The organism is Aquipuribacter aurantiacus, assembly GCF_051216895.1.
Classification (GTDB): Bacteria; Actinomycetota; Actinomycetes; order Actinomycetales; family JBBAYJ01; genus Aquipuribacter.
The window spans coordinates 1-23,660 of record NZ_JBPKAO010000014.1 but is presented as its reverse complement, the minus strand read 5'-3'; the positions used below and the strand labels follow the sequence as shown (position 1 = coordinate 23,660).

General features: G+C 75.8%; 23 protein-coding genes. 9 read left to right on the top strand and 14 right to left on the bottom strand.

The features are described 5' to 3' along the window. The first annotated feature begins 65 nt into the window (after positions 1 to 65). Positions 66 to 1,310, top strand: coding sequence for an ROK family transcriptional regulator (locus tag ACR80Q_RS16200; protein WP_435378685.1), 1,245 nt, complete (start codon positions 66 to 68; stop codon positions 1,308 to 1,310). Between the two features lie 42 nt (positions 1,311 to 1,352). Here ACR80Q_RS16200 and ACR80Q_RS16195 read toward each other — a convergent pair whose 3' ends face one another. The 4 genes from ACR80Q_RS16195 to ACR80Q_RS16180 all read right to left on the bottom strand — a co-directional run bounded on the left by ACR80Q_RS16195 (position 1,353) and on the right by ACR80Q_RS16180 (position 4,498). Next, complete coding sequence (locus ACR80Q_RS16195) at positions 1,353 to 1,670, bottom strand: hypothetical protein (protein WP_435378684.1); 318 nt, start codon at positions 1,668 to 1,670, stop codon at positions 1,353 to 1,355. A gap of 68 nt (positions 1,671 to 1,738) precedes the next feature. Then, positions 1,739 to 2,851, bottom strand: coding sequence for an NAD(P)/FAD-dependent oxidoreductase (locus tag ACR80Q_RS16190; protein ID WP_435378683.1), 1,113 nt, complete (start codon positions 2,849 to 2,851; stop codon positions 1,739 to 1,741). After that, positions 2,848 to 3,402, bottom strand: coding sequence for an isoprenylcysteine carboxyl methyltransferase family protein (locus tag ACR80Q_RS16185; protein WP_435378682.1), 555 nt, complete (start codon positions 3,400 to 3,402; stop codon positions 2,848 to 2,850). The genes ACR80Q_RS16190 and ACR80Q_RS16185 overlap by 4 nt, the downstream gene beginning before the upstream one ends. Positions 3,403 to 3,406: 4 nt before the next feature. Then, positions 3,407 to 4,498 carry a type III polyketide synthase gene (locus ACR80Q_RS16180; protein ID WP_435378681.1) on the bottom strand — a complete coding sequence of 364 codons (1,092 nt, stop codon included), beginning with the start codon at positions 4,496 to 4,498 and terminating at the stop codon, positions 3,407 to 3,409. A 62-nt stretch (positions 4,499 to 4,560) separates the two neighbouring features. Between ACR80Q_RS16180 and ACR80Q_RS16175 the strand changes: the two genes are divergently transcribed. The 3 genes from ACR80Q_RS16175 (at position 4,561) to ACR80Q_RS16165 (ending at position 8,025) form a co-directional block, all read left to right on the top strand. Then, a complete protein-coding gene (locus ACR80Q_RS16175) occupies positions 4,561 to 5,421 on the top strand; it encodes a UbiA family prenyltransferase (protein WP_435378680.1) in 861 nt (286 codons plus the stop codon). A gap of 72 nt (positions 5,422 to 5,493) precedes the next feature. Beyond that, positions 5,494 to 7,077 (top strand): diguanylate cyclase domain-containing protein, encoded by a 1,584-nt coding sequence (locus ACR80Q_RS16170; RefSeq protein WP_435378679.1) that lies wholly within the window; start codon positions 5,494 to 5,496, stop codon positions 7,075 to 7,077. Between the two features lie 54 nt (positions 7,078 to 7,131). Continuing rightward, on the top strand, positions 7,132 to 8,025 hold the full coding sequence (locus tag ACR80Q_RS16165; protein ID WP_435378678.1) for a DNA-3-methyladenine glycosylase family protein: 894 nt from the start codon (positions 7,132 to 7,134) through the stop codon (positions 8,023 to 8,025). A 31-nt stretch (positions 8,026 to 8,056) separates the two neighbouring features. Here the strand turns inward: ACR80Q_RS16165 and ACR80Q_RS16160 are convergent, their stop codons facing one another. Both ACR80Q_RS16160 and ACR80Q_RS16155 read right to left on the bottom strand, forming a co-directional pair. Then, entirely contained in the window at positions 8,057 to 8,785 is a 729-nt protein-coding gene (locus ACR80Q_RS16160) for a GPP34 family phosphoprotein (RefSeq protein ID WP_435378677.1), read from the bottom strand. Positions 8,786 to 8,882: 97 nt separating this feature from the next. Then, positions 8,883 to 9,158: a hypothetical protein gene (locus ACR80Q_RS16155; RefSeq protein WP_435378676.1), complete on the bottom strand. Its 276-nt coding sequence runs from the start codon at positions 9,156 to 9,158 to the stop codon at positions 8,883 to 8,885. Positions 9,159 to 9,312: 154 nt separating this feature from the next. Here ACR80Q_RS16155 and ACR80Q_RS16150 point away from each other — a divergent pair, with 154 nt between their 5' ends. Continuing rightward, positions 9,313 to 10,209 carry a LysR family transcriptional regulator gene (locus ACR80Q_RS16150; protein ID WP_435378675.1) on the top strand — a complete coding sequence of 299 codons (897 nt, stop codon included), beginning with the start codon at positions 9,313 to 9,315 and terminating at the stop codon, positions 10,207 to 10,209. 71 nt (positions 10,210 to 10,280) lie between these two features. Beyond that, a complete protein-coding gene (locus ACR80Q_RS16145; RefSeq protein ID WP_435378674.1) occupies positions 10,281 to 10,931 on the top strand; it encodes a uracil-DNA glycosylase family protein in 651 nt (216 codons plus the stop codon). A gap of 24 nt (positions 10,932 to 10,955) precedes the next feature. Here ACR80Q_RS16145 and ACR80Q_RS16140 read toward each other — a convergent pair whose 3' ends face one another. Then, complete coding sequence (locus tag ACR80Q_RS16140) at positions 10,956 to 11,723, bottom strand: SDR family NAD(P)-dependent oxidoreductase (RefSeq protein WP_435378673.1); 768 nt, start codon at positions 11,721 to 11,723, stop codon at positions 10,956 to 10,958. Between the two features lie 144 nt (positions 11,724 to 11,867). On the opposite strand from ACR80Q_RS16140, the gene ACR80Q_RS16135 reads away from it, so the two are divergent. Beyond that, the gene (locus tag ACR80Q_RS16135) at positions 11,868 to 12,899 is read left to right on the top strand and encodes a DNA polymerase IV (RefSeq protein ID WP_435378672.1); all 1,032 of its coding nucleotides are present in this window, start codon (positions 11,868 to 11,870) and stop codon (positions 12,897 to 12,899) included. Positions 12,900 to 12,940: 41 nt separating this feature from the next. Here the strand turns inward: ACR80Q_RS16135 and ACR80Q_RS16130 are convergent, their stop codons facing one another. The 5 genes from ACR80Q_RS16130 to amaB form a co-directional block, all read right to left on the bottom strand. Further along, positions 12,941 to 13,594, bottom strand: coding sequence for a TetR family transcriptional regulator (locus tag ACR80Q_RS16130; protein WP_435378671.1), 654 nt, complete (start codon positions 13,592 to 13,594; stop codon positions 12,941 to 12,943). Between the two features lie 298 nt (positions 13,595 to 13,892). Further along, positions 13,893 to 15,449 (bottom strand): ATP-dependent DNA ligase, encoded by a 1,557-nt coding sequence (locus tag ACR80Q_RS16125; protein WP_435378670.1) that lies wholly within the window; start codon positions 15,447 to 15,449, stop codon positions 13,893 to 13,895. A gap of 10 nt (positions 15,450 to 15,459) precedes the next feature. Then, positions 15,460 to 16,272 (bottom strand): LmeA family phospholipid-binding protein, encoded by an 813-nt coding sequence (locus ACR80Q_RS16120; RefSeq protein WP_435378669.1) that lies wholly within the window; start codon positions 16,270 to 16,272, stop codon positions 15,460 to 15,462. Between the two features lie 4 nt (positions 16,273 to 16,276). Beyond that, a complete protein-coding gene (locus tag ACR80Q_RS16115; protein ID WP_435378668.1) occupies positions 16,277 to 16,747 on the bottom strand; it encodes a type II toxin-antitoxin system PemK/MazF family toxin in 471 nt (156 codons plus the stop codon). After that, positions 16,744 to 18,276 carry an L-piperidine-6-carboxylate dehydrogenase gene (gene amaB, locus ACR80Q_RS16110; RefSeq protein WP_435378667.1) on the bottom strand — a complete coding sequence of 511 codons (1,533 nt, stop codon included), beginning with the start codon at positions 18,274 to 18,276 and terminating at the stop codon, positions 16,744 to 16,746. Before amaB ends, ACR80Q_RS16115 begins: the two co-directional genes overlap by 4 nt. Before the next feature lie 66 nt (positions 18,277 to 18,342). On the opposite strand from amaB, the gene ACR80Q_RS16105 reads away from it, so the two are divergent. Then, positions 18,343 to 18,888, top strand: coding sequence for an ASCH domain-containing protein (locus ACR80Q_RS16105; protein WP_435378666.1), 546 nt, complete (start codon positions 18,343 to 18,345; stop codon positions 18,886 to 18,888). 51 nt (positions 18,889 to 18,939) lie between these two features. Here the strand turns inward: ACR80Q_RS16105 and hglS are convergent, their stop codons facing one another. Together hglS and ACR80Q_RS16095 are read right to left on the bottom strand one after the other, a co-directional pair. Then, entirely contained in the window at positions 18,940 to 20,304 is a 1,365-nt protein-coding gene (gene hglS, locus ACR80Q_RS16100; protein ID WP_435378665.1) for a 2-oxoadipate dioxygenase/decarboxylase, read from the bottom strand. Next, positions 20,301 to 22,091 carry a SpoIIE family protein phosphatase gene (locus ACR80Q_RS16095; RefSeq protein ID WP_435378664.1) on the bottom strand — a complete coding sequence of 597 codons (1,791 nt, stop codon included), beginning with the start codon at positions 22,089 to 22,091 and terminating at the stop codon, positions 20,301 to 20,303. Before ACR80Q_RS16095 ends, hglS begins: the two co-directional genes overlap by 4 nt. A gap of 90 nt (positions 22,092 to 22,181) precedes the next feature. On the opposite strand from ACR80Q_RS16095, the gene ACR80Q_RS16090 reads away from it, so the two are divergent. Then, a complete protein-coding gene (locus ACR80Q_RS16090; RefSeq protein WP_435378663.1) occupies positions 22,182 to 23,402 on the top strand; it encodes a pyridoxal phosphate-dependent aminotransferase in 1,221 nt (406 codons plus the stop codon). Positions 23,403 to 23,660: the final 258 nt, after the last annotated feature.

Here is a 23,660-nt window from a genome sequence, read left to right as displayed (position 1 = left end):
AGGCCTGCCCGGCCGGACTAGGATTCGATCGGGTGCTCCTACCAACTACCGAGGGGAAGACGACGATGTCATCCCGACCGACCGCCGCACCGGCCGACCAGCTCACCGTGCGCCGCTCCAACCTGAGCCTGGTCCTCAGCCACCTGCGAGACGCCGGTCCCCGCTCCCGCGCCCGGATCGCCTCCGACACGGGCCTGAACAAGGCGACGGTGTCCAGCCTGGTCGCCGAGCTCATCGAGCGCGGTCTGGTGGGCGAGGGCGAGGTGCAACGGGTCGGCAGCGTCGGCCGGCCGGGGCAGACCGTCGAGCTCGCCCCCGCGGGGGTCGTGGGTGTCGGGGTCGAGGTCAACGCCGACTTCGTGGACGTCACGGCCCTCGACCTGACCCACCAGGTGGTGCTGTCGCGACGCACCCCGGCCGACATCCGCGCCCTGGGCGAGGAACGGTCCATCGGGCTGGTGGTGCGTTGCCTGGACGAGGCGCTCGTGGCGCTGGAGGCGACCGGCTGCACCGTGGTGGGGGTGACCGTGGCCGTGCCGGCCCTGGTGGACTCCCTGCGGGGCCGGATCGCGCTCGCCCCCAACCTGGGCTGGACCGACCTGGCGCTCGCCGCCCAGCTGGACGCGGCGCTGGCGTCCCACGACGTGCACGTCGCGGTCGACAACGACGCCAACCTGGGGGCCATCGCCGAGCACGCCGTCGGTGTCGGGCGCGACGTCGACGACCTGGTCTACCTGGCGGGCGAGGTCGGTGTCGGCTGCGGCGTCATCGTCGGCGGGCAGCTCGTGCGCGGTGCCAGCGGGTTCACCGGGGAGATCGGCCACGCGCCCCTCAACCACCGGCTCGAGGTCTGCGGCTGCGGCCGGACGGGCTGCTGGGAGACCCAGGTGGGTCTGGAGGTGCTCCTGACCGGCTGCTCCACGGGTCCGGACGACCCGGTGCTGGACTCCGACGCCGACATCGACGCGCGGCTGGAGGTCATCCTCGCCCGGGCCGCCGACGGTGACGTGGCGACCCTGGCCACGCTGGAACGGGTCGGCATCGCGCTGGGGCTGGGGGCCAGCGTCCTGGTCAACATCGTCAACCCGCGGGCGCTGGTGCTGGGGGGCTACTTCGCGGTGCTGGCCCAGCACCTGCGGCCCTACGTCGTGCGCACGCTGCTGGAGCGGGTCGTCGCCCCGGACGCCGGTGGGGTGGAGGTCCGCGCATCGCAGCTGGGCTTCACCGCGGCCAGTCGCGGGGGCGCCGTCGTCGCCCTGCAGGGGGTCTTCGCCGACCCGACCCGGGTCCCCGTCCAGGTCGGGGCCTGAGCGGCCTCAGCGGCCTCAGCGGCCTCAGCGGCCTCAGCGGCCTCAGCGGTCCGTCAGGACCCGGCCGACCAGCGCGTCCACCGGCACCACGCCGACCACCCGGCCGCGGGGGTCGGTGACGACCACCGGGTCGTAGCGGGTCCCGGGCTCCCGGCCCATGGCCCGGTGCAGCACCTCGGTGACCGTCTCGCTCGGGCGGGCCCGCAGCGACACCGGTGACACCCGGCGGGCCTCCGGCCCGGTGCGGGGGTCGGCCTGGACGAGGGACAGCGGGCGGCCGTCGGGCGGCGTCGTCGCCCCCAGGTGATCGGCGCGCGCCCCCGCCCCGCCGGATAGCCCGTCCGGGTGACCGCGTCGCACGGGCCGGCCCGTGCGACCCGACCGGCCCCGGCCCCCGGGGCCGGCGCCCGGGGCCGTGTCGGGTCGGGTCAGGCGGCCAGGCGGTCGACGACGGCCCGGAAGGCCCAGGGCAGCCGCTCGGCCGCCGGGACCAGGGCGCGGCGCAGGACCGGGTTCGCGGAGGCGCGCAGCAGGCCCTCGGTGAGCACGCGGTAGTCCCGGCTGGCGGCCTGCCACCGGCGGTCGTAGCCGGCCGCGTCGTCGGCGAGGACGCAGGCGACGGCCTCCCGGGCCGTGGCCAGGCCCACCGCGATGCCCTCGCCCGTGAGGGCGTCGACGTAGCCGGCCGCGTCCCCGGCCAGCAGGACCCGCCCGGCCCGGGCGCGTGCGGCGGCCTGCCGCAGCGGGCCGGCGCCACGGGTGCTGGAGGCGTGCTCGACGCCGTCCAGGCGGTCCAGCAGCCCGGGGAACGCCCGCAGGTGCTCGTCCAGCCCGCCCGGTCGCGACGTCAGGACGGCCACCCCCACCACGTCGGGCGCGACCGGGGTGACGTAGGCCTCGGCGTCGCGGGCCCAGAGCACGTCCACGTGCTCGCTCCAGGGGGCGGTCCGGTAGTGCCGACGCAGGCCGAACCGGGTGCCCCCGGGACCCGTCCGTCGGGGGGCGTCCAGGCCGAGGGCGCGTCGGGCGGGGGAGTGCAGGCCGTCCGCGGCGATGCACCAGCGGGCCCGCACCCCGGCCACGTCGACGCCCTCGTCGTCCTGGCGCGGAGCCCCGGCCCGGACGTGGACACGTCGGACCCCGACGGCCTCGGCGCGGGCCGTGAGGGCCTGGGCCAGCGTGGTGCGGCGCACACCCAGGCCGGGTCCGGCGGCGAAGTCGGCCGTGACGCAGTGCCCCGGTGACAGGTAGCGGATCCCTCGGAACGGCATGGCGTCCACGCCGGGCGTCAGGCCGACGCCGAGCCGTTCCAGGGACCGTCGGGCGCCCGGCATCAGGCCCTCCCCGCAGGCCTTGTCGGCCGGACCGGACCGCGGGTCGGCCACCAGCACCGACAACCCGGCTGCGGCCGCCTCGACGGCGGCGGCCAGACCCACCGGCCCCGCACCGAGGACGACGAGGTCCACGTCGGGCCTGCGCGCGGCGGGCCTGCGCGCGGCGGGCCTGCGCGCGGCGGGCCGGCCCATCGCGTGGCGGCTCACGGTCGCGGTCGGCGATCCGGCGCGGGCGGGCCCGCGAGCTCCGCCATCGCCTGCTCCTCGACCCGGATCCGCCACCGCAGCAGGGCCAGGTTCGCCACCGTGAACAACGTGGCCGTCACCCAGGCGCCGTGGACCAGGGGCAGCGCGAACCCCTCGACGACGACGGCCACGTAGTTGGGGTGCCGCAGCCAGCGGTACGGCCCACGGGTCACCAGCGGCAGGCCCGGGACCACCACGACCCGGGTGTTCCACTGCGGCCCGAGCGAGGTGATGCACCACCAGCGCAGCACGTGCGCCAGCACCAGCAGGACGAGCATGGAGGCCGCCAGCGCCGGGACGAGCGGGCGGTCGGCGAGCCAGACCTCCAGCGGGGCCCCCACCAGCAGGGCGCTGTGCAGCGCGACCATGACCGGGTAGTGGCCCGCCCCACGCTCCACGCCGCCCCGCTCGCGGGCCCACCGCAGGTGCCGGGCGGCGACGGACAGCTCGACCAGGCGTGCGAGCGCGACCACGACGACCAGGCCGACGAAGGTCCACTGCGAGACGGTCACGCGCTCACCAGCGCAGCAGCACGAGCTCGGCGCAGAACCCCGGCCCCATGGCCAGCAGCAGGCCGGGGCTGCCCGGCTCGGGGTCGCGCTCCCGGGTGGTCGCCCGCAGCACCTGCAGCACCGACGCGCTGGACAGGTTGCCGACGTCGGCGAGGGAGTCCCAGGTCAGCGACAGCGCCCCCTCGGGCAGCTCGAGGCAGCGCTGCATGGCCTGGAGCACCTTGGGCCCGCCGGGGTGGGCGACCCAGGTGCCGATGTCGGCGACCGTCAGGCCGTGGTCGGCGAGGAACTTCTCGACGTCGTCGCGCAGGAACTTCTCGATGACGTCGGGGACGGTGGCGTCCAGGACGATGCGGAACCCGCTGCTGCCGATGTCCCAGCCCATCACCCGTTCGGTGTCGGGGTACATCCGGCTGCGGGTGTCGACCACGGTGGGCGTGCGGAAGGGCACCGAGGCCCCGGACGACCCCGCGGCGGCCGGGGTCCGGGCGGCGCCGGTCATGACGACCGCCGCGGCGCCGTCGCCGAACAGGCCGCTGGCGACCAGGTTGGCCATCGACGTGTCGTCCCGCTGGACCGTCAGCGAGCAGAGCTCGACCGCGACCAGGACGGCGACCTCGTCGGGGTGGCCCAGCAGGTAGTCGTGCAGGCGGGCGATCCCGGCCGCCCCGGCGACGCAGCCCAGCCCGAACATGGGGACGCGCTTGACGTCGGGGCGCAGGCCGAGCCGACCGACCAGGCGGGCGTCCAAGCTGGGCGCGGCCACCCCGGTGACCGACGTGCTGACGATGAGGTCCACGTCGCCGGGGTCCAGGCCGGCGTCGTCGAGCGCCTGCCGGATCGCCCGCTCCGCCAGGATGAGCCCGACCTCGACGAAGGCGTCGTTGGCGGCCGTGAACCCCGCGAGCGACCAGTAGTCCTCCAGCGGCAGGGCCAGGTGACGGGTGCGGACCTGCGCGGACGCGTGCAGCCGGCGCAGCACGGGCAACCGGTCGCTCTGCTCCCCGAGGACCACCCGGGCGAAGGCCTCGGTGATCTGCTCCTGGGGGTATCGGTGCTCCGGGACGGCGCCACCGACGGCGGCGATGACCGACATGGCCCGACCGTACGGCAGGCGGCGCCCGCCCGCGCGGTCTGCCGCGGGCATACGGTGCCCCGATGAGAGCGGACGGCGGCCTGGACCCGCCCCTGTCGGCCCTGGTCAGGGCCGCGCACGCCGGACCGACCCTGGCCGTCACGACGTTCGCGCTGGCCTGGGGCGTGCTCGGGGCCGACCTGCCCCTGGCGACGCTGGTCCTGCTGGTCGGGGCCGTGCTGACCGGTCAGCTGACCATCGGCTGGCTGAACGACTGGGCCGACGCCGGCCGCGACACCGCGGCCGGGCGGCTGGACAAGCCCGTGGCCGCCGGGCAGGTCGGGCGCGGGGTCGTCGGGGCCGCGGCCCTGCTGGCCGGGTTCGCGTGCGGGTTCCTGTCCCTGCTGCTCGGGCCGGCCGCCGGGGTGGTGCACCTGGTGGCGGTCGCGTCCGGCCTGGCCTACGACCTCGGGGTCAAGTCCACCCTCGCCAGCCCGGCGCCGTACGCGGTCTCCTTCGGGCTGCTCCCGGCGGTGGCGACGCTGGCGGCCACGCCCGCCGCCTGGCCCGAGGCGCCCGTCCTGGTCGCCGCGGCCCTGCTCGGCGTGGCCGCCCACCTGGCCAACACGATCCCCGACGCCGAGGACGACGCCCGGACCGGGGTGCGGGGCCTGCCCCAGCGGCTGGGACCGACGGCGTCGGCGCTGGGGGCCGGGCTCGTCGTCGCGGTGGCCGCCCTGGTGCTGCTGCCCGGCGCGCTGGCCGCCGAGGGCGTGCGGGCGGCGGTGGCCGCGACCCTGCTGGGTGCGGGTGCGCTGCTGGGCGGGCTGGCCGCGTGGCGGGTCCTGGCGGGCGGGCGGGGCGGGCGCGACGTCGGCCGCGGGGCCTTCTGGCTGGTGGTCGCCGCCGCCGGGGTCGTGGTCCTCGGCTTCCTGGCGGGCTGAGCGGGCGCACGCGCACGCGCCGGGCGCAGGGCAGGGCTCAGGGCCGGGCTCGGGCGTGCCGATACCTCAGGGGTGCACCGCACCGACGAGACCGAGCGACGGTCAGGCCTGCGCTGGACGACGGCCGCGACCGGTGCCGTCGTCCTGGGCGTGGTGTTCGCCGTGGCCGTCCACCTGCTGCCCGACGGTGCGTTCGTCACGACCGCGGTCGACAACCTGGTCCAGCTCGCCGCGCCGGCCCTGGCCGCCGTGCTGGCCCTGGCGGCGGCCCGCCGCTGCGACGGCCGCGACCGACGGCTGTGGGGTTGGCTGGCCGCCGCCTGCGCCTCCTGGGCCGCCGGGCAGGCCGTCTGGAGCTGGTACGAGCTGCTGCGCCGCGTCGAGCCGCCGTTCCCGAGCCTGGCCGACGCCGGCTTCCTGGGCTTCCCGCTGCTGGCCGTGGTCGGCCTGCTCCGCTGGCGCGGCGGCCCGCAACCCTCCGCCGGGGCCCGGGACCTGATCGACGGGGCGCTGCTGGCCGGGGCGCTGCTGATGCTGTCGTGGAAGACCGTGCTGGGGACGGTGCTGGACGAGGGCGGGGCGACGTCCCTGGGGTTCGCGCTCGCGCTCGCCTACCCGTTCGGCGGCCTGGTCTCCGCGACCGTCGTCCTGCTGCTGGTGGCCCGCACCGGGGTGGGGGCCCGGCCGTACGTCCTGCTCGTCGCCGCAGGCATGCTGAGCCTGGCGGTGGCGGACTCCGCCTACGTGTACCTGCTCTCGGTCGGGGCCTACGCCACGGGCAACGTGATCAGCGCGGGCTGGGTCACCGGGTTCCTGCTGGTCGCGGCCGCCGCCGTGGTGGCCCGCGGGGGACCGGCCACCGTCGCCGACCGCCGCCTCCCGGCCCACGGGCTGTTCGCCCTGCCCTACGTGGCCGTGGCCATCGCCCTCGGGGCCGTGATCGTCTCCGCCCTCGCCGGGGTGGTCCCGCCCGCGATCGAGATCCTGCTCGCCGCGGTGCTCATCGGGCTGCTGCTGGTGCGGCAGTACCTGGTCGTGCGCGACAACGACCGGCTCCTCGTGCAGCTGCAGGTCCGCGAGGCCGCGCTCGCCCACGAGGTCATGCACGACGGCCTGACCGGGCTGTCCAACCGGGCCATGGTGCTGGCGCGGCTGGACCAGGTGCTCGCCCGGCACGCCCGGGACGGCCGCGGGCTGGTGGTGCTCTACTGCGACCTCGACGGGTTCAAGGCCGTGAACGACACGCTCGGTCACCTGGCGGGCGACGCCGTGCTGCGCGAGGTGGCCGACCGGCTGCGGGCCTGCCTGCGCAGCTCGGACACCGTGGCCCGGCTCAGCGGCGACGAGTTCGCCGTGCTGCTCGAGCCGCCCCACGACGAACCGATGCGGGTGGCCGGCCGCCTCGTCGACGCGGTCGCGGCGCCGTTCGAGGTGCCCGGAGCCGCGGGGACCGTGGCCGTCGGGGTGAGCGTCGGGGTGGCCGTGCTGCTGCCCGGCCCCGGCCAGGTCGTGCAGGCCGAGACCATGATCGCCGCCGCCGACGGGGCCATGTACGCCGCCAAGTCCGGGGGTCGCAACCGCGCCGTCATGGTCGAGGTCGGCTGCGGCGACGGGCACGACCGTGTGCGGGAGGACCTGAGCCGCGCTCCGGGCTGAGCCCGGGACGTACCAGCCCGGGCGGACCGCGCGGCGAGGCGGCAGGCTGTGCCGGTGGGGACCTCGCCGACCGTCGTCGAGCTGTCCCTGCCCCACCCCGTCCCGCTGGCGGTGGAGCCGCTGCTGGCGTTCCTGGCCGCCCACGCCGTCCCCGGCGTCGAGCGGCACGACGGCCGGGCCAGGGTGCACACCCGGCTGGTGCCGGCCCCCCACGGTCCGGCGCTGGTGCGGGTGGGCTTCCCCGGTCCGGGCGGGGACCACGTGGACCTGAGCTGCGAGCCGGCCCACCCGGACGACGTCCCGCACGTGGTGGCCCGGGTCCGGTCCTGGCTGGACCTGGGGACCGACACCACGACGGGTGAGCGGCTGCTCGCCCAGGACCCGCTGCTGGCGCCCTCGGTGGCCGCCCGCCCCGGGCTGCGGGTGCCCGGCTCGGTCGACGGGACCGAGACCGCCCTGCTGGCGGTGCTGGGGCAGCAGGTGTCGCTCGCCGCCGCCCGGACCTTCGCGGCCCGGCTGCTGGACGAGTTCGGGACCGTCGGCCCGGGTGGGCTCCGCTGGCTGCCCGACCCGGCGGTGCTCGCGACGGCCGGGCCGGAGCGGCTGCAGCGGGCCACCGGGGTCACGCACGCCCGGGCCCGCACCCTGCACGTGGTCGCGGCCGCCGCGGCCGAGGGCCTGGTCCTGGACCCCTGTCCCGACGACGCCGACGCGAGGGCCGCCACCCGCAGCGCCCTGCTGGCGCTGCCGGGCATCGGGCCGTGGACGGCGGACTACGTCGGGCTGCGCTGCCTGCGCGACCCGGACGCCTGGTTGCCCGGCGACCTCGTCCTGCGGCGCGCGCTCGGCGTGCGGACGCCCCGCGAGGCCGACCGGCGCGCCGAGGACTGGCGGCCCTACCGCGGGTACGCCCTGCTGCACCTGTGGACGGCCGCCGTGTTCGTGTGAGGCCTGTCGTCCCCGCCCGGCCGGGCCCGCGTCACTCCCCGCCCCCGCCGCCTCCGCCGTCGCCGCCGTCCCCGCCACCGTCGGCGCTGCCGTCCCCGCCCCGGTCGCCGAAACCGTCACGGTCCGAGCCGGGCACGAACACCACGGCCGTGTCGTCGGCGTCCTTGCGGCGGTAGGCCCGCCGCAGACCCCGGACGACCTCGACCAGGTCGGCGCCCCGCTGGTCGGCGCCCATCCGGTCGGCGAGCGCGTTGACGTGCGCCCGCATCGCGTCCCGTTCGTCGCGCGAGCGCAGCGGCACCAGCGGTCGCGCGAGCCCGCTGACCGAGGCCAGCGCGGCCAGGACCGCATCACGGGTCGCGACGTGCCGGCCCGGTACCAGGGCGGCGGTGACGTGCTGGGTGACGTGGGCCCGCGCCCCGGGGTCGGTGACGGCGAAGCCCTCCCGGGGGAACAGCCCCAGCACGCGGTGCGCGTGCGGTCGCAGGCGGCCCGCACGCACCAGCGCGGCGGCGGCGGCCTGGAACGCGGCCTCCGCCTCGGGGCCCCGCAGGTGGGCGTGCAGACGGTCGGGCCCGGGGACGACCGACCCGAGAGGGCGACCGGTGAGGACGTCGTCGGCCAGGGTCGCCGCCGCGACCAGCGGACGGACGTCGCCGGCGGTGGTGAAGCGGGCGCGCTCGCCCACGGCGAGCAGGAGCAGCTGGGCGGCGAGGCCGTCGGGCGAGGCGGGTCGCGGGGACGGGGCGTGGTCGACCATGTCGGGAACGTAGCCCGGGACGCACGACGACCCGCCGACGACCGTGAGGTCGTCGACGGGTCGTCGAGAGGGGGCGGCCGAGGGCCGCCCCGGTGGGTCAGGCGGCGACGGCGACCGGCGCGACCGGACGGCGGGCGGCCAGCCGGCTGCGCACGCCACGGTTGGCTACGGCGCCGCTCATCAGGGTGAAGGCGCGGACCCGGGCCACGTAGGGCTCGTCGGTGTCGAGCATGACCTGCCGGAGGACCTGGCTCACCCCGATGTCGGAGGCCTGCTCCGCCAGGGCGAAGAGGGTGTCGGCGTGACGGTCGAGGCCGTCGCGGTCGACGGCCTCCGCGAGGTCGATGACGGCCTTGGTGTCGAAGCGGTTCATGAGCTGGACTCCTCTCGGGGTTTCGGGTCCGGCAACGCTGGCGGACGTCGTGCTGGGGTTGTGCGGACGGGTTGTCCTGAGGTAACGGTACGGACTGAGGCTCATAAGGTCCAACGATGCCTACTCATCATTGTCATCCCTTACGCTTATGGACATGGCTCCCGTCAGCGACATCGAGATCCGGCACCTCGTAGCCCTGTCGGCGGTCGCGGAGGAGGGCTCGTTCGGCCGGGCCGGCGACGTGCTGGGCTTCAGCCAGTCCGCCATCAGCCAGCAGATCGCCGGTCTGGAGAAGGCGGTGGGCACGCCGGTGTTCGACCGCCCGGGCGGGCCCCGCTCCCCGTCGCTGACCCCGGCGGGGCGCCTGCTGCTGCGTCACGCCACCGCGGTGCTCGACCGGCTGTCGCTGGCCTCCGACGAGCTGGAGGAGCTCAAGGCGGGCACCAGCGGCCGTCTGGTGATCGGCACGTTCCAGTCGGTGTCGGTGCAGCTGCTGCCCACCCTGCTCGGACGCCTCCGTGAGGAGTCGCCCCGGTTGGAGGTGCGGCTGTTCGAGGAGGAGATCGGCGACCTCGTCGACCGGGTCCTCGCCGACGACTGCGAGATCGCGTTCGCCGTCGGTCCGGTCACCGACGACCGCGTGGAGTCGGTGCTGATCCGCCAGGACCCGATGATGGTGGTCGTCCCGCTGTCGTGGGCCGCGGACGGTGACGAGTCGTACCCCCTCACCGAGCTCAACGGCCGACCGATGATCGGGCAGAGCCACCTGGACAGCTGCCAGCGCGGCATCGACGCCGGGCTGCACGCCGCCGGGGTCGAGCCCACGTACGTGTTCCGCACCAACGACAACGGCGCCGTGCAGGCCATGGTCCGGGCGGGGATCGGTGCGTCGGTCATGCCGCTGCTGGCGGTGGACGTGGACGACCCGGGGGTGCGGGTGCTGACGCCGTCACCGGGGCTGCCGATGCGCGACGTGGAGCTCGTCTGGCGGCGCGGACGGACCCGGACGGCGGCCGCGAGACGCTTCGTCGAGCTGGCGGCGGCGGGCTGAGAAGCGTGGTAGCGACGTCCGTTCTGTGCCCTGGTTAGCGGTCAGGGCCCTGGAGCGGCCAAGGTGTACCCATGCCTGAACTGGACGACGGCCTCCTACGCGGCCTCATCGGCGACGAACCCTTCGAGCGCGCCCGCAGCCACGACGCCCCCGAGGTGCTCCAGCGCAAGCGCGACGCCGTGGCCGCCGAGCACGTCAAGCCCTTCGAGTCCGCCCGCAACGACATGCTCGGCGCGATGTCGCGGGCCGGGGTCAAGGAGCCCGAGGCGCACCTGCCCCGGGTCGACCCGGCCTCCGGCGGGGTGCACGCCCGCCTCGTGGTGCTCACCGAGGCACCCAGCGCCTCGGCGCTGGAGTCCGCGGGCGGCAGCGGGTTCGCCTCCACCGACAACGACGACCCGATCTCGGAGCGGATGTGGCGCCTGTGCGGCGACGCCGGCCTCGAGCGCTACGAGGTCGTGCACTGGAACTGCATCGCCTGGGACAAGTCGCTCAAGCTGGAGCGGGCCCTGGTGCGCGCGTTCCTGCGTCGCTGGCTGCAGGTCATGGAGGGCCCGAGCCGGGTCGTGCTGCTCAGCACGGCGGCCAAGGGCTTCCGGACCGACGTCCGCGCGGGTCTGCCCGAGGCGGAGATCACCGACGTGCTGAGCAGCTCCAGCCGGGTGGCGCTCAGCGACCCCCGGGTCGACGCCGGCATCGTCGCGGCCCTGCGCGGCTGGTGAGCGGCGGGTGAGGCCCGCTCGCCCTCACCGGGCGGGCGGCCGCAGCACCTGGCCGACGACGGCGCCCCCGTCGACGGCGATCTCCGCGCCGGTGCAGTACGTCGCCGGACCCAGCAGCATGAGCACCACGGACGCCACCTCGGCCGGCTCGCCCATCCGCGGGATCGGCTGGGCGGCGGTCGTGCCCTCGTCCAGCCCGGCGGTCATGGGTGTGCGGATGGGCCCCGGGTGCACCGAGTTGACCCGGATGTGGTCGACGCCGAGCTCCAGCGCCGCCGCCTTCGTCAGGCCCCGGACCCCCCACTTGCTGGCGACGTAGGCGGGGATGGACGAGTAGCCCATCAGCCCGGCGGTCGAGGAGATGTTGACGATCGACCCCCCGCCCTCACGGCGCAGGGCGGGGATGACGGCCTGCATCCCCAGGAACACGCCCGTGAGGTTGATCTGCAGCGTCCGGTCCCAGTCGGCCAGGGACAGCTGGTCCAGCGGGCCCCAGGTGACGATCCCGGCGTTGTTCACCAGCCCGGTGACGGGACCGAGCAGGTGCTCGGCCGTGGCCACCGCCTGGGCCCACTCGTCGGGGTCGACGACGTCGAGGTGGACGTAGCGGGCCGCCTCGCCCAGCTCGGCCGCCAGCGCGGTCCCCTCCTCGTCCAGGAGGTCACCCACCAGGACCCGGCCGCCGGCCGCCACGACCGCGCGGGCGATGGCCTCGCCGATCCCGCGGGCCCCCCCCGTGACCAGGACCACCTGTCCGTCCATCTGACCTGCCTCGCCGCCGGTGCCGACCATGACGCGCCTCCTTCGGGTGCCGGGTCCGCGGTCGCGGACCGCCACCACGACCCTGGCAGCGGCGCGGGCCGGGATCGCGGGACGTTCGTCCCGGACCGGCCGGACCGCTGGGCCACCGGGCGGCGTCCGGAGCAGACTGACCGGGTGCCGTCCCGCTGGGTGCTCCACGTCGACCTCGACCAGTTCATCGCGGCCGTGGAGGTGCTCCGGCGCCCGGAGCTGGCCGGGCGGCCCGTGGTGGTGGGTGGCGACGGCGACCCGACCCGACCCCGGCAGGTGGTGGCGACCGCGTCGTACGAGGCCCGCGAGCACGGCGTGCACTCCGGGGTGCCGATGACGAGGGCGCTCAGGCTGTGCCCGGAGGCGGTGTTCCTGCCCCACGACGCCGAGGCCTACGACGAGGCGTCGGCGCAGGTGATGGCCGTGCTGCGCGAGCTGCCGGTCCTGGTGCAGGTGCTGGGGTGGGACGAGGCGTTCCTGGGGACGGACACCGACGACCCGCAGGCCCTGGCGCACCAGGTGCGGGAGGCGGTGCTGGCGCGGACCCGGCTGTCGTGCGCGGTGGGGATCGGCGACAACACGCTGCGGGCCAAGACGGCGACGGGCTTCGCCAAACCCGGGGGAGTGGCCAGCCTGACCGAGGCGGACTGGCTGCCGGTCATGGGCGGGCGGCCGACGCGGGCCCTGTGGGGGGTCGGACCCCGCACCTCGGCCCGGCTGGAGGCGATGGGGATCACCACGGTCGAGCAGCTGGCCCGCGCCGACCACGTCGCGCTCGCCGGGGAGCTCGGGCCCAGCACCGGTCCGTGGCTGGTGCTGCTCGGTCGTGGCCGCAGCACCGCCGAGGTGGACCCGACGCCGTGGGTGCCGCGCTCGATCAGCCGGGAGACGACCTACCCCGAGGACCTGACCCGGCCCGAGCAGCTGCGCGAGGCGGTCGCAGGGTTGGTCGAGCAGGTCGCGGACGACGTCGCCCGCGACGGCCGGGCGGTCCAGCGGGTGGTCGTCAAGGCGCGGTTCCGGCCGTTCGTGACCCGCAGCCGCGGTGTCGTCGTGCGTCCGCCGTCCCTCGACCGGCAGGTGCTGGCGGACGCCGCGCTGGTGGCCCTGGGGCGTCTCGACCAGGACCGTCCCGTCCGGTTGCTCGGTGTGCGCGCGGAGCTCCTGGCCCCGTAGGTCCTCCTGCCCCGTTACCTTCCCCCCGGGGCTGCTACCCCCTAGGCCGCGTGGCGCGCCGGAGCGGGCTGCAGGACCGAGGCCACGACGGCGTCCAGGGCCAGGTCCCGGTCGACGAGGTGGTGCAGCAGCAAGCCGTCCACCACGGCGACCAGCAGGACCGCGGTGCCCCAGGCGTGCTCGGCGGGCACCCCCGTGGTCTCCAGCCACGGCACGAGCTGGGCCCGTACGTCGTTCAGCGCCAGCCGCAGCTGGTCGCGGACGAGGACGTCCCCGTGCGCTGCCGCCACCAGCTGGGCGATGACCACCTGCCGGTGGACGTCGACCTGGGCGTACCCGACCAGGTCGTCGGCCGAGGGCCCGTCGTCCGGTCCGTAGGGGCCGGTCTCCTCCTCCTGCAGGGTCCGGACCACCGCGACCAGCCCCTGCTGCCAGGTCGGCTGACGCCACAGGTCGTCCAGCACCGAGGAGAACAGCTCCTCCAGGGCGGCGTCGACGACCGCGTGCCTGAGCCGCCAGATGCTGTCGAAGTGGTAGCCGATCGACGAGGGCTGGGCCTGTGCCCGCGCGGCCACGGCCCGCACGGTCAGCGCCGCCCAGCCGCGCTCCACCAGCAGGTCCACCCCGGCGGCGACCAACGCCTCCCGGGTGCGCTCGCCCCGGTCCGGTGACGTCCACCCGTCCGCTCGTCCCACCCTCAGGAGCGTAGGTCGCCGAACCGCCTCCGGACCGTCGTCCACAGGCCGATCGCCGCATCGCCGGGTCGGCGGGGCGAAACGGCCTCGGTCCGCTTCGCGCTGGAGCGTGCCGTCTTGTTCTAGGACGCTTGTCCGAGTCGGACGTGCGATCAAGTTCCGATGCCCGCGCTGCACTGGCCTGCGCTGCACTGGCCTGCGCTGCACTGGCCTGGCCTGCGCTGCGCTGCGCTGGCCCGCTGCACCGGCGCTGAACCGGCCGGGGGCCCGGTCGGGCGCGGCGGCGGCGCGGACCAGGTCAGTCTTGGGGCTGACCTGCCAGCAGCGTCCGGATCGCGTCCAGCGTGTCGGCCTCGGCGGGGCTCTTGTCCGGCCGGTAGCGCAGGACCCGGGCGAACCGGAGCGCGACGCCACCGGGGTAGCGGACGCTGCGCTGGGCGCCGTCGACCGCGACCTCCACGACGAGCTCGGGCCGCATCATCACGACCGGTCCGTCGGCGGCGGGCTCGAGGGCGAGGTCGGGGAACGTGGTCGTCTGCCAGGCCAGCAGCTCGTCTGTCATCCCCTTGAACGTCTTGCCCACCATGACCGGGGCGCCGCCGTCGGGGTCCAGGGCGCCCAGGTGGATGTTGGACAGCGACCCGGTGCGGCGGCCGTAGCCCCACTCGGCCCCCAGCACCACCAGGTCCAGGGTGTGCACGGGCTTCACCTTCTGCCACGCCTTGCCCCGTCGACCGGCGGCGTAGGACGCGGTGAGGTCCTTGACCACGACGCCCTCGTGGCCCGCGGACAGGGCGTCGTCGAGCACGGCGGCGGCCTGCTCCGGGGTGGGGCGGCGGGTGCCGGGCATCCGCAGCGGGGCGTGCTCGTCGTCAGCCAGCAACCCCGCGAGGGCTTCGAGGCGCACGTGGAGGGGCTCGTCGAGCAGGTCCCGGCCGTCCAGGTGCAGCACGTCGAACAGGAACGGGCTCAGGACGGTGGCGGCCTCGCCCGGGCCCGGCCCGGCGCTGCCGAAGCGGCTCATGGTGTCCTGGAAGGCGCGCGGTCGGCCGTCGTCGTCCAGGGCCAGCGTCTCGCCGTCGAGGATGGCTGTGCGGCACGGCAGCGCCCGCACCCGGTCCGTGACGTCGGGTACGGCGTCGGTGACCTCGCGCAGGGTCCGGGTCCACACCCGCACCTCTTCCCCGTCGCGATGGACCTGGATCCGGGCGCCGTCGAGCTTGAACTCGACCGTCACGTCCTCGCCCGTCGAGGCCAGCGCCGCGTCCAGCGACGACCCGGGGCTGGCGAGCATCGGCCGGACGGGGCGACCCACCTCCAGGGTGACGGCCTGCAGGCCCTCGACGCCCTCGGTGAGGGCGAGCACCGCGGTGCGGGGCAGGCGGCCCGACAGCATGAACGCCCGGCGCACGACCGCAGCCGGCAGGTCCGCGGCCTTGGCCACGGCGTCGAGCATCAGGCCCTCGAGGGCCCCCTGGCGCAGCTCACCGGTCAGCAGCCGCACCAGGAACGTCTGCTCCGCCGCGGTCGCGGCACCGAGCAGCCCGGTGAGGATCTCGTCGCGGCGCGAGGTGGAGCCCGGCCCGGTGGTCCGGGCCAGCTCGTCGAGCGTCGCGTCGACGGCGGGCACGGTGAGCGTCGCCTCGGGGGCCGCGTCGACCGTGGCCGCCGACAGGGTGCGCCAGCCCACGCCCACCCGCCCCTGGAGGGTCTCACCGGACAGCCACGCGGTCAGCGGCTCGACCTCGGCGGGCTCGGCGCGGCGCAGGACGTCGGCCAGGGCGGCCGCCTTGGCCGTGCGGGACCGGGTCGCGCCGACGGCGGCGGACGTGGTGACGACCTCGGCGAGCAGCACCGGCCCAGTGTCACCCGATCCGGACGTCCTCGCCGTCCAGCGCGACTCGGAAGCCGTCGTCGAGGACCACGACGTCCTGCAGCACCAGACCCTCGGGGAGGCCCTCGACCTCCTGCTCGATCGTCACCAGCTCACGGGCGGCCGCGGCCACCACCTCGGCCAGGAACGGCGGCCCCCCGATGTCGACGGCGGTCGGTTCGACCACGATCAGGCCGCGCGCGACCGCGACGGTCCCGGTGGCGACCACCGTGAACGTGCGGTCGGCGACCTCGACGTCCCGGGTGACGGACGCCTGCCCGTCCTCGGCCGCCGCCACGGTGCTGCCCTCGCCCAGCTCGGCGGCCACGACCTCGAACGGCACCGTGGCCTCGACCGCGAGCCGGCCGACCACGGAGCCGTCGGCCCCGTTCCGGACGTCCTGGGCCACGGCCTCGACGTCGCGCAGCGTGGCGTCGGTGGTGAGCACGGTGCCGGCGTCCAGGACCAGGTCGCCGAGCCAGGTCTCACCCGGGCCGAGGTCCGACGGCGGCGTGGCCGCGCCGGTCGCGCCGTCGGTGACCACGCCGTCCGTCGTCCCGGGGAGGGGGGAGGCGCCGTCGTCGGCCGGGTCGCTCACCCACCAGGCGAACGCGACGACGGCCACGACGACGACCAGGGCGACGCCGAGGAGGGCGATCGCCGCCCCGACGAGGCGGTCGCGGGTGCGCCCGGCCGACGGGGCGGCCGCGTCGTCGGTCCGGCCCGCCGCGTCGTCGGTCCGGCCTGACGCGTCGTCGGTCCGGCGTGACGCCGCGTCGGTCCGGTCGTCCTGCGCCTCGCTCATGGGTTCACCCCTTCCCGACCTGGGCCCAGGTGCGCGGCGGGCACGGCCCCGCGAGCCGACGGAACGCGCCCGGCTCGAGCGCCACCCGTCGGTCCAGCCGCAGCCAGCTGGTGCCGTCCTCGTGGCCCCAGCCGCGACGGTCGACCTCGACGTAACCGGGTCGACCGGTCTTGTCCGAGCTGGTGATGGTCAGCACCTGACGGCGGAGCCCGTGGCTGTCCACGACCAGGCACGGCCGGTCCTTGCTGCCGGTGCCGTCCTCGAACGGCACCTCCGCCCACCAGATCTCACCGACCTGCGGCCGGCCCGCGCGTGTCCCTGCGGGGCGGCCGCCCGGGCCGCTGCGACGACGGACCGGCCCGATCCGCAGCCGCCGCCACAGCGAGAACAGCAGGAACACCCCCGCCAGAGCCAGGAACAACCAGCCTGTGCCCAGGCCGTCGCCGGAGGGCGCGAGCAGCGTCGGCACGCTCACCCGAAGTTCACCCCCTGCGCCAGCGGCAGCTCGTCGGAGTAGTTGACGGTGTTGGTGGCCCGGCGCATGTAGGCCCGCCAGGCGTCCGAGCCGGACTCCCGCCCGCCGCCCGTCGTCTTCTCGCCGCCGAACGCACCGCCGATCTCCGCCCCGGAGGTCCCGATGTTGACGTTGACGATGCCGCAGTCCGACCCGGCCTCGGACATGAACCGCTCGGCCTCGCGGACGTCGGAGGTGAAGATCGACGACGACAGGCCCTGCGGCACCGCGTTGTGCACCGCGATGGCCTCGTCCAGGTCCTCGTACGTCATCACCCAGAGGATCGGCGCGAAGGTCTCCTCGGTGACGACGTCGCTCTGACGCGGCATCCGGACCAGGGCCGGCTGCACGTACGCGGCGCCCTCGGCCCCGTCGACCGTCACGGCTGCGCCGCCGACGACGACCTCGCCGCCGTCGGCCACGGCGCGCTCCAGCGACGCGGTCATCCGCTGCCGCGCCTGCACCGACACCAGGGGCCCGACCAGGGTGCCCGGGGCCCGCGGGTCCCCGATCGGCAGCGCCTCGTACGCGGTGCGGAGCCGGTCGAGGACCTGCTCGGCGACGCTGGAGTGCACCAGCAGCCGGCGCATCGACGTGCAGCGCTGCCCGGCCGTGCCGACCGCGGCGAACACGATGCCCCGCACCGCGATGTCGAGGTCGGCGGACGGGGTCACGATCGCGGCGTTGTTGCCGCCGAGCTCGAGCAGCGTCCGACCGAACCGGGCCGCGACGACGGGCGCGACCTGCGCGCCCATCCGCTCCGAACCGGTGGCCGACAGCAGCGCGACCCGACGGTCGGCGACCAGGGCCTCGCCCACCTCGCGGCCGCCCAGGACGAGGCGGTGCACGTCGGGGGAGTACCCGCCCTCGACCAGGGCCCGGTCCAGCAGGGCGCTGCAGCCGACGGCCGTCAGCGTGGTGAGCTCCGACGGCTTCCACACCACGGGGTCGCCGCAGACCAGGGCCACGGCGGTGTTCCACGACCAGACGGCGGCGGGGAAGTTGAACGCGCTGATGACGCCGACCACGCCGATCGGGTGCCAGGTCTCCATCAGGCGGTGCCCGGGACGCTCCGAGGGCATGGTGCGCCCGCCGACCTGACGGCTGAGGCCGACGGCCAGGTCGCAGATGTCGATCATCTCCTGCACCTCGCCGAGCGCCTCCGAGGTGACCTTGCCGGCCTCGACCGTGACCAGGGTGGCCAGGTCGGCCTTGTGCTCGCTCAGCAGCTCGCCGAAGCGCTTGACGACCGCGCCACGGGCGGGCGCCGGCACCGAGCGCCAGGTCAGGAACGCGTCGTGGGCGGCGGCCACGGCCCGCTCGACCCCCGCGGCGTCGTCGGCGGGCAGGTCCAGCAGCGCCTCACCCGACAGCGGGGACCGGGCGGTCAGCGTCGCCCCGCCGTCGACCGGGTGCGGGACCTCGGCGCCGATGCGCTGCAGGGCGGCCAGGGCGGTGTCGCGCAGCTCGGTCGTCAGGGGCGTGCTCATGCGGTGGACTCCTGGGGGGTAGGGGGCGTGCGGTCAGTCTGGCCTGCGCTGCGGCAGGCTGGGGTCATGACGCTCGACCCGGCCGCCGCTGCCCCCGGACCTGCCGACGAGCCGCCGCGGGCTCCGGTGGCCGACCACGACACCACCGCTGCCCACGCGATGTGGCAGGAGTACCTGGTGGCGCACCCGGGCCAGGCCTGGGACACCCCCGTGGTCGAGCACTTCGGCGACTCCGCGGCCCTGGCGGACGAGCTGCTCGGCCTGGTGCTGGGCGGCGGCAAGCGGGCCACGGCCGCCCTGCTGCGGGACTTCGCCGACCTGGGTGAGCTGCCGCCGCGCATCGGGTCGCACTGGGTGGCGTGCGACGGCTCCGGTCGACCGCGGGTGGTCCTGCGCTCGGTCGAGCTGCGGGTCGGGCCGGCCGACAGCGTCGACGACCGGTTCGCCCGCGACGAGGGCGAGGGCGACGAGGACCGGCAGGAGTGGCTGGTCGGCCACGGCCGCTACTGGACGCGGCAGCTGGTCGCGCTGGGCGAGGCGTGGGACCCCGCCCGCGAGCTCGTGGTCTTCGAGCGGTTCCAGGTGGTGTGGCCGCCCGAGCACGCGGACTGAGCGACGGGCGAGCGCCGGGCCGTCCCGCGCTCGGGCAGCGCGTACTGGTGGTCACCCGCCGGTCGCCGCCGCTGAGGGAGCGACGGTCTCCGGGGCCACCCCCAGCTGGGCGGCCACCCGCTCGCGGGACGCCGTCGACTGCGCGGCGTACAGCGCGAACGGGTCGTGCAGGTCGCGCTGCAGCGCCCCCGCCAGCCAGTCCGCGTCGCGCTCGACGCCGGCCTGGTCCTCGTCCCGGACGCCGTCGTGGCTCAGGTTGGACGCGAAGATCCCGGCCGCGGACTGGGGCAGGAAGTCCTCGTACACCACCGGTTCACGCACGACGACGCCGTCGACGAGACGGTAGGTGAAGTAGGCCAGGCCCCGCTCGGCCAGGCCGGCCTCGGAGTCGGGGAGGTCCCGTCGCCACACCTCGACCTTCGCCTCGTGCCGTTGCTGCGACGTGCCCAGCCCGCGCCCGGCCACCTCGGCGACGGCCCGGTCGTACACCTCGCGCCCCGCGGGCGTCAGGGCGATGCCGCGCGCCTCGACCTCGCCGAACCGGACCCGCAACGCGTCGTGGCGGACGGCGCCGTCGGGCCCGCGGAACGCGCGCGGCTCGTCGAGGGCGCGGAACGACGTCTGCCGCAGCAGCACGTCGGGGCCCTCCCAGGCGGGTGGGCCCTGGATGTCGTCGATCATCGTGACGCCGCGGTCGGTCATCCGGGCGTACAGGTCGTCGATGTCCAGCACGCGGGGCGTCAGGTGGTTGACGTGGGTGCTCCCGACCCCGCCGATGTCGGCCGCCACGGCGCTGACCGCCTCGAGCTCGTCGTACCAGGCGCGGTCCACGGGCTCGGCGGACAGCTGGAACGCGGCCACCGCCAGCGCCAGGAACCGCTCGGCGTCGCCGTCGCCCAGACCGCCGTCGGCCTCGGCCCGTCCGGCCAGGGCCACCAGGTCCGGGGAGAAGACCTCGCGCGCGCCCAGGAACGCCTCCAACCGGGCCTGCAGGTCGGCGGAGAAGAACCGGCGGTCCGCGGTGGTCAGCATGGACGTGAACACCCGGAACGGGTTGCGGGCCAGCTCGTCGGCGTCGACGGGTCGGAACGCCGTGGAGATGACGGGCACGGCGCTCGCGGTCTCGCGCAGGTCGTAGAAGCCGACCGGGTGCATCCCCATCGCGCCGAAGATGCTCGCCACCTGAGCCATCTCGCGCGGGGTGCCGAGCCGGATCGCGCCGTGCCGCTCGGCCGTGACCCGGTCGATGCGGCCCAGCCGCTCGGCGTCGGCCCCCCGGGCCGCGACGACGTCGGCGTTGACGGCGTGGCTGACCTGCAGCAGCGTCGTGTACGCGGGCACCTCGGCGCCGTACATGTCCGACAGCCGGCGGGCGAACGCCGCGCGCAGCTGCCAGGGGGCGACGACGCCCGTCACGCCTGGTCGACCACCAGCGAGCCGGGCAGCCGCTCCGGTCCGGCCTCGGGCGGCCGCGGCTCTCCGCTGGGGTGGGCCCTCACGGCCATCAGGACGACGTCGTCCTCGGCGTCGGCCGCGAGCTCGCTGAGCAGCGCGTCCGTGAAGTCCTCCAGCGCGAGCCCCCGCAGCCGGCAGGCCGCGGTGCCGAGCCGCTGCAGACCCTGGTCGAGGTCGATGTCCCGCCGCTCGACCAGGCCGTCGGTGTACAGCAGCAGCGTGACGCCCGGGGGCAGCGGGTGGACGTGGTCGAAGCGCTCCGTGGTGGCGTCCATGCCGAGCAGCAGGTCGGTCGGTCGCAGCAGCAGCTCGGTGGTGCCGTCGTCGTGCACCAGCATCGGGGGTGGGTGGCCGGCGTTGGACCAGCGCAGGATCCGGGCCTGGTCCTCGTCCGCGCCCCGGCCGGGGTCGATCTCCACGCGGGCCAGGACCGCGGTCGCGAGACCCCGGACGTCCAGGTTCTGCATCGCCACGTCGAGCGAGGCCAGCACGGCGGCGGGCGGCTCCACCAGGGCGTGGCCGATCCCCCGCAGGACGTTGCGAACCTGGGCCATGCTGGCCGCCGCGTCGCGGTCGTGACCCGACACGTCACCCACCACCAGCGACGTGGAGCCGTCCCGGGTCAGGAACGCGTCGTACCAGTCCCCGCCGACCTGGGCCTCCTGGACCGCGGCCTGGTAGCGCACGGCGATCTGCAGGTGGTCCGGCTGGATCGGGTCGGTGAGCAGGCTGCGTTGCAGGGCCTCCGCGAACCGGGCCGTGGCGGCGGCGATCTCGCGCTCCTGCTGCTGGGCCAGCAGACGGTCCAGGGCCTGGGCGCACTGCGAGGCGAAGGCCTGCATCAGGTCGGTGTCGGCCTTGCTGAACTCCTGCGGGCCGTCCCAGCTGATCGTGATCGACCCGAGCACGTGGTGCCCGACCAAGAGCGGGAACGCCGCCCAGGCCTCCCGGCCGGCGGTCGCGTACACCTCGGCCATGGTGGGGGAGAAGGCCAGGCCGGCCTCGCGGTCCCCCAGGAGCACCGGGGTCCGGGTCCGCGCGGCGACCGCGGCCGGCAGCGGCCCGTCCAGCCGGATCTCGCGGTAGGTCATCCGGGTCTGCGGCCCCAGCGACTCCGTCGTGGTCAGCCGCATCGTGCCCGTGCCGGGCTCGCTGACCCCCACCGCCCCGCCGTCCGCGCCCAGCACCGACAGGCCGTGGCCCACGACGGCGTCGGTGAGGTCGTCGACCGTCTCGGCGGAGGCGAGCTGGATGCCCACCTCGACCAGGCCGGCGAGGCGCCGCGACGTGCGGTGCTCGGCCTCGGACACCACCGAGAGCGCCGTCTCGTTCCGGTCGCGCTCCTCGACCGCCGTCGTGACGTCCTGGACGGTGTTGAGCAGGCCGGTGACCGACCCGTCGGGACCGTGGACGGGCGTGTTGACGATGCGCCACCAGCGCCGGGTCCAGACCCCCGACCCGGGCTCGGTCTCGACGCCGTACTCCAGCAGCGGCAGCTCGTCGGCTCGCCCGCTGGTCAGGACCTGACGCATCGACGAGGCGAGCGCCTCGCCGCTCAGGGGGTGCGGTCCGTCGGGGAACGCCTCGAAGACGGGGCGGCCGAGGAGGGCCGCCCGGTCGCGGCGCAGCTCACGCAGGTACGCGTCGTTGGCGTCGACGATCGTGAGGTTCACGTCGACCAGCAGGCTGGGAGCGGGGATCGCCTGGAACACGGGCCGGTAGTCCACGTGCTCCAGCGGCAGCGACACGTGACCCTCCTCGTCCTCTCGGCGACCTCCCCCGGTCGCCGAGACTGCCACACGGGCCCCGCGACGGCGGACCTGCGTAGGCTCGCCCCCATGCCTGTCGCGGAGCCGTCGACGCCGCTCGTGGCCCGGATGCGGGGGTTCGGGACGACGATCTTCGCCGAGATGTCGGCGTTGGCCGCCGCCACCGGTGCGGTCAACCTGGGTCAGGGCTTCCCGGACTTCGACGGCCCGGCCGAGATGCTGGACGCAGCCGCCCGGGCCATCCACGCCGGGGTGAACCAGTACCCGCCGGGGCCGGGCACGCCGCAGCTGCGCGAGGCCGTCGCGACGCACCAGCAGCGCTTCTACGGCCTGACCTACGACCCGGCGACCGAGGTGGTCGTCACGGCCGGGGCGACCGAGGCGGTCACCGCCGCGGTGCTCGCGCTGTGCGAGGCCGGGGACGAGGTCGTCGTCCTCGACCCGCACTACGACTCCTACGCGGCGGCCGTCGCCCTGGCCGGGGCGGTCGTGCGACCCGTCACCCTGCGCCCGGGCGCGGACGGCCGGTTCTGCTTCGACCCCGACGAGCTGCGGGCGGCGTTCGGGCCGCGGACCCGGCTCCTGCTGCTCAACTCCCCGCACAACCCCACGGGCACCGTCCTGACCCGGGCCGAGCTGGAGCGGTTCGCGGAGCTCTGCCGCACCCACGACGTGGTGGCGGTCACCGACGAGGTCTACGAGCACCTGGTCCTCGACTCCTCCGACGGCCAGGGCCACGTGCCGCTCTGCTCGTTGCCCGGGATGCGGGAGCGGACGCTGCAGATCAGCTCGGCGGGCAAGTCGTTCTCGTGCACCGGGTGGAAGATCGGCTGGGTCTGCGGGCCGGAGCCGCTGGTGCAGGCCCTGATGCGGGTCAAGCAGTACCTGACGTACACGAACGGAGCCCCGTTCCAGCCGGCCGTCGCGGTGGCGCTGGGCCTGAACGACGACTACTTCGAGGCGTTCACGGCGAGCATGCGGTCCAAGCGCGACCGGCTGCGGGCCGGGCTCGCGGCCGCCGGGCTCGGCGTCGAGGTGTCGCAGGGCACGTACTTCGTGGCCGCCGACATCCGGCCGCTGTTCGGCGGGACGCTGCCGGACGGGGTCGACGGGCTGTCCTTCTGCCGGTCGCTGCCCGAGCGCTGCGGCGTGGTGGCCGTGCCGATGCAGGTGTTCTACGCCACGCCGGGGGAGGGCCGGCACCTGGTGCGCTTCACCTTCGGCAAGCGCGACGAGGTGCTGGACGAGGGCATCCGTCGCCTGGCGCGCCTCGCGCGCCTCGAGGGCTGACTGTGAGGCGGCAGCCGCGCTGAGCGGGGCAAGGTCGCGCCGAGCCGCGCCGCGCCGAGCGAGCCGCGCCGCGCCGAGCGAGCCGCGCCGCGCCGAGCCGCGCCGCGCCGAGCCGGGCTGCGCGAGGGCCGTGCAGGGCTGCGCGAGGGCCGTGCAGGCCGTGCAGAGCGAGGCTGCTCGAGGTGCGCGCCGAGCCCGTAGCGAACACCCATCGCGATTCGGTCAGTTGTTCAAGTCGAGTGAGTCCCCTGGAGTGGT

Excerpts from the sequence above, each read along its gene's own strand:
- ACR80Q_RS16090 (WP_435378663.1), top strand. The coding sequence starts at position 22,182 with ATGCCTGTCGCGGAGCCGTCGACGCCGCTCGTGGCCCGGATGCGGGGG.
- ACR80Q_RS16140 (WP_435378673.1), bottom strand. The coding sequence starts at position 11,723 with ATGGTCGGCACCGGCGGCGAGGCAGGTCAGATGGACGGACAGGTGGTC.
- ACR80Q_RS16150 (WP_435378675.1), top strand. The coding sequence starts at position 9,313 with ATGGCTCCCGTCAGCGACATCGAGATCCGGCACCTCGTAGCCCTGTCG.
- ACR80Q_RS16145 (WP_435378674.1), top strand. The coding sequence starts at position 10,281 with ATGCCTGAACTGGACGACGGCCTCCTACGCGGCCTCATCGGCGACGAA.
- ACR80Q_RS16180 (WP_435378681.1), bottom strand. The coding sequence starts at position 4,498 with ATGTCGGTCATCGCCGCCGTCGGTGGCGCCGTCCCGGAGCACCGATAC.
- amaB (WP_435378667.1), bottom strand. The coding sequence starts at position 18,276 with ATGAGCACGCCCCTGACGACCGAGCTGCGCGACACCGCCCTGGCCGCC.
- ACR80Q_RS16155 (WP_435378676.1), bottom strand. The coding sequence starts at position 9,158 with ATGAACCGCTTCGACACCAAGGCCGTCATCGACCTCGCGGAGGCCGTC.
- ACR80Q_RS16120 (WP_435378669.1), bottom strand. The coding sequence starts at position 16,272 with ATGAGCGAGGCGCAGGACGACCGGACCGACGCGGCGTCACGCCGGACC.
- ACR80Q_RS16160 (WP_435378677.1), bottom strand. The coding sequence starts at position 8,785 with ATGGTCGACCACGCCCCGTCCCCGCGACCCGCCTCGCCCGACGGCCTC.
- ACR80Q_RS16200 (WP_435378685.1), top strand. The coding sequence starts at position 66 with ATGTCATCCCGACCGACCGCCGCACCGGCCGACCAGCTCACCGTGCGC.
- ACR80Q_RS16175 (WP_435378680.1), top strand. The coding sequence starts at position 4,561 with ATGAGAGCGGACGGCGGCCTGGACCCGCCCCTGTCGGCCCTGGTCAGG.
- ACR80Q_RS16105 (WP_435378666.1), top strand. The coding sequence starts at position 18,343 with ATGACGCTCGACCCGGCCGCCGCTGCCCCCGGACCTGCCGACGAGCCG.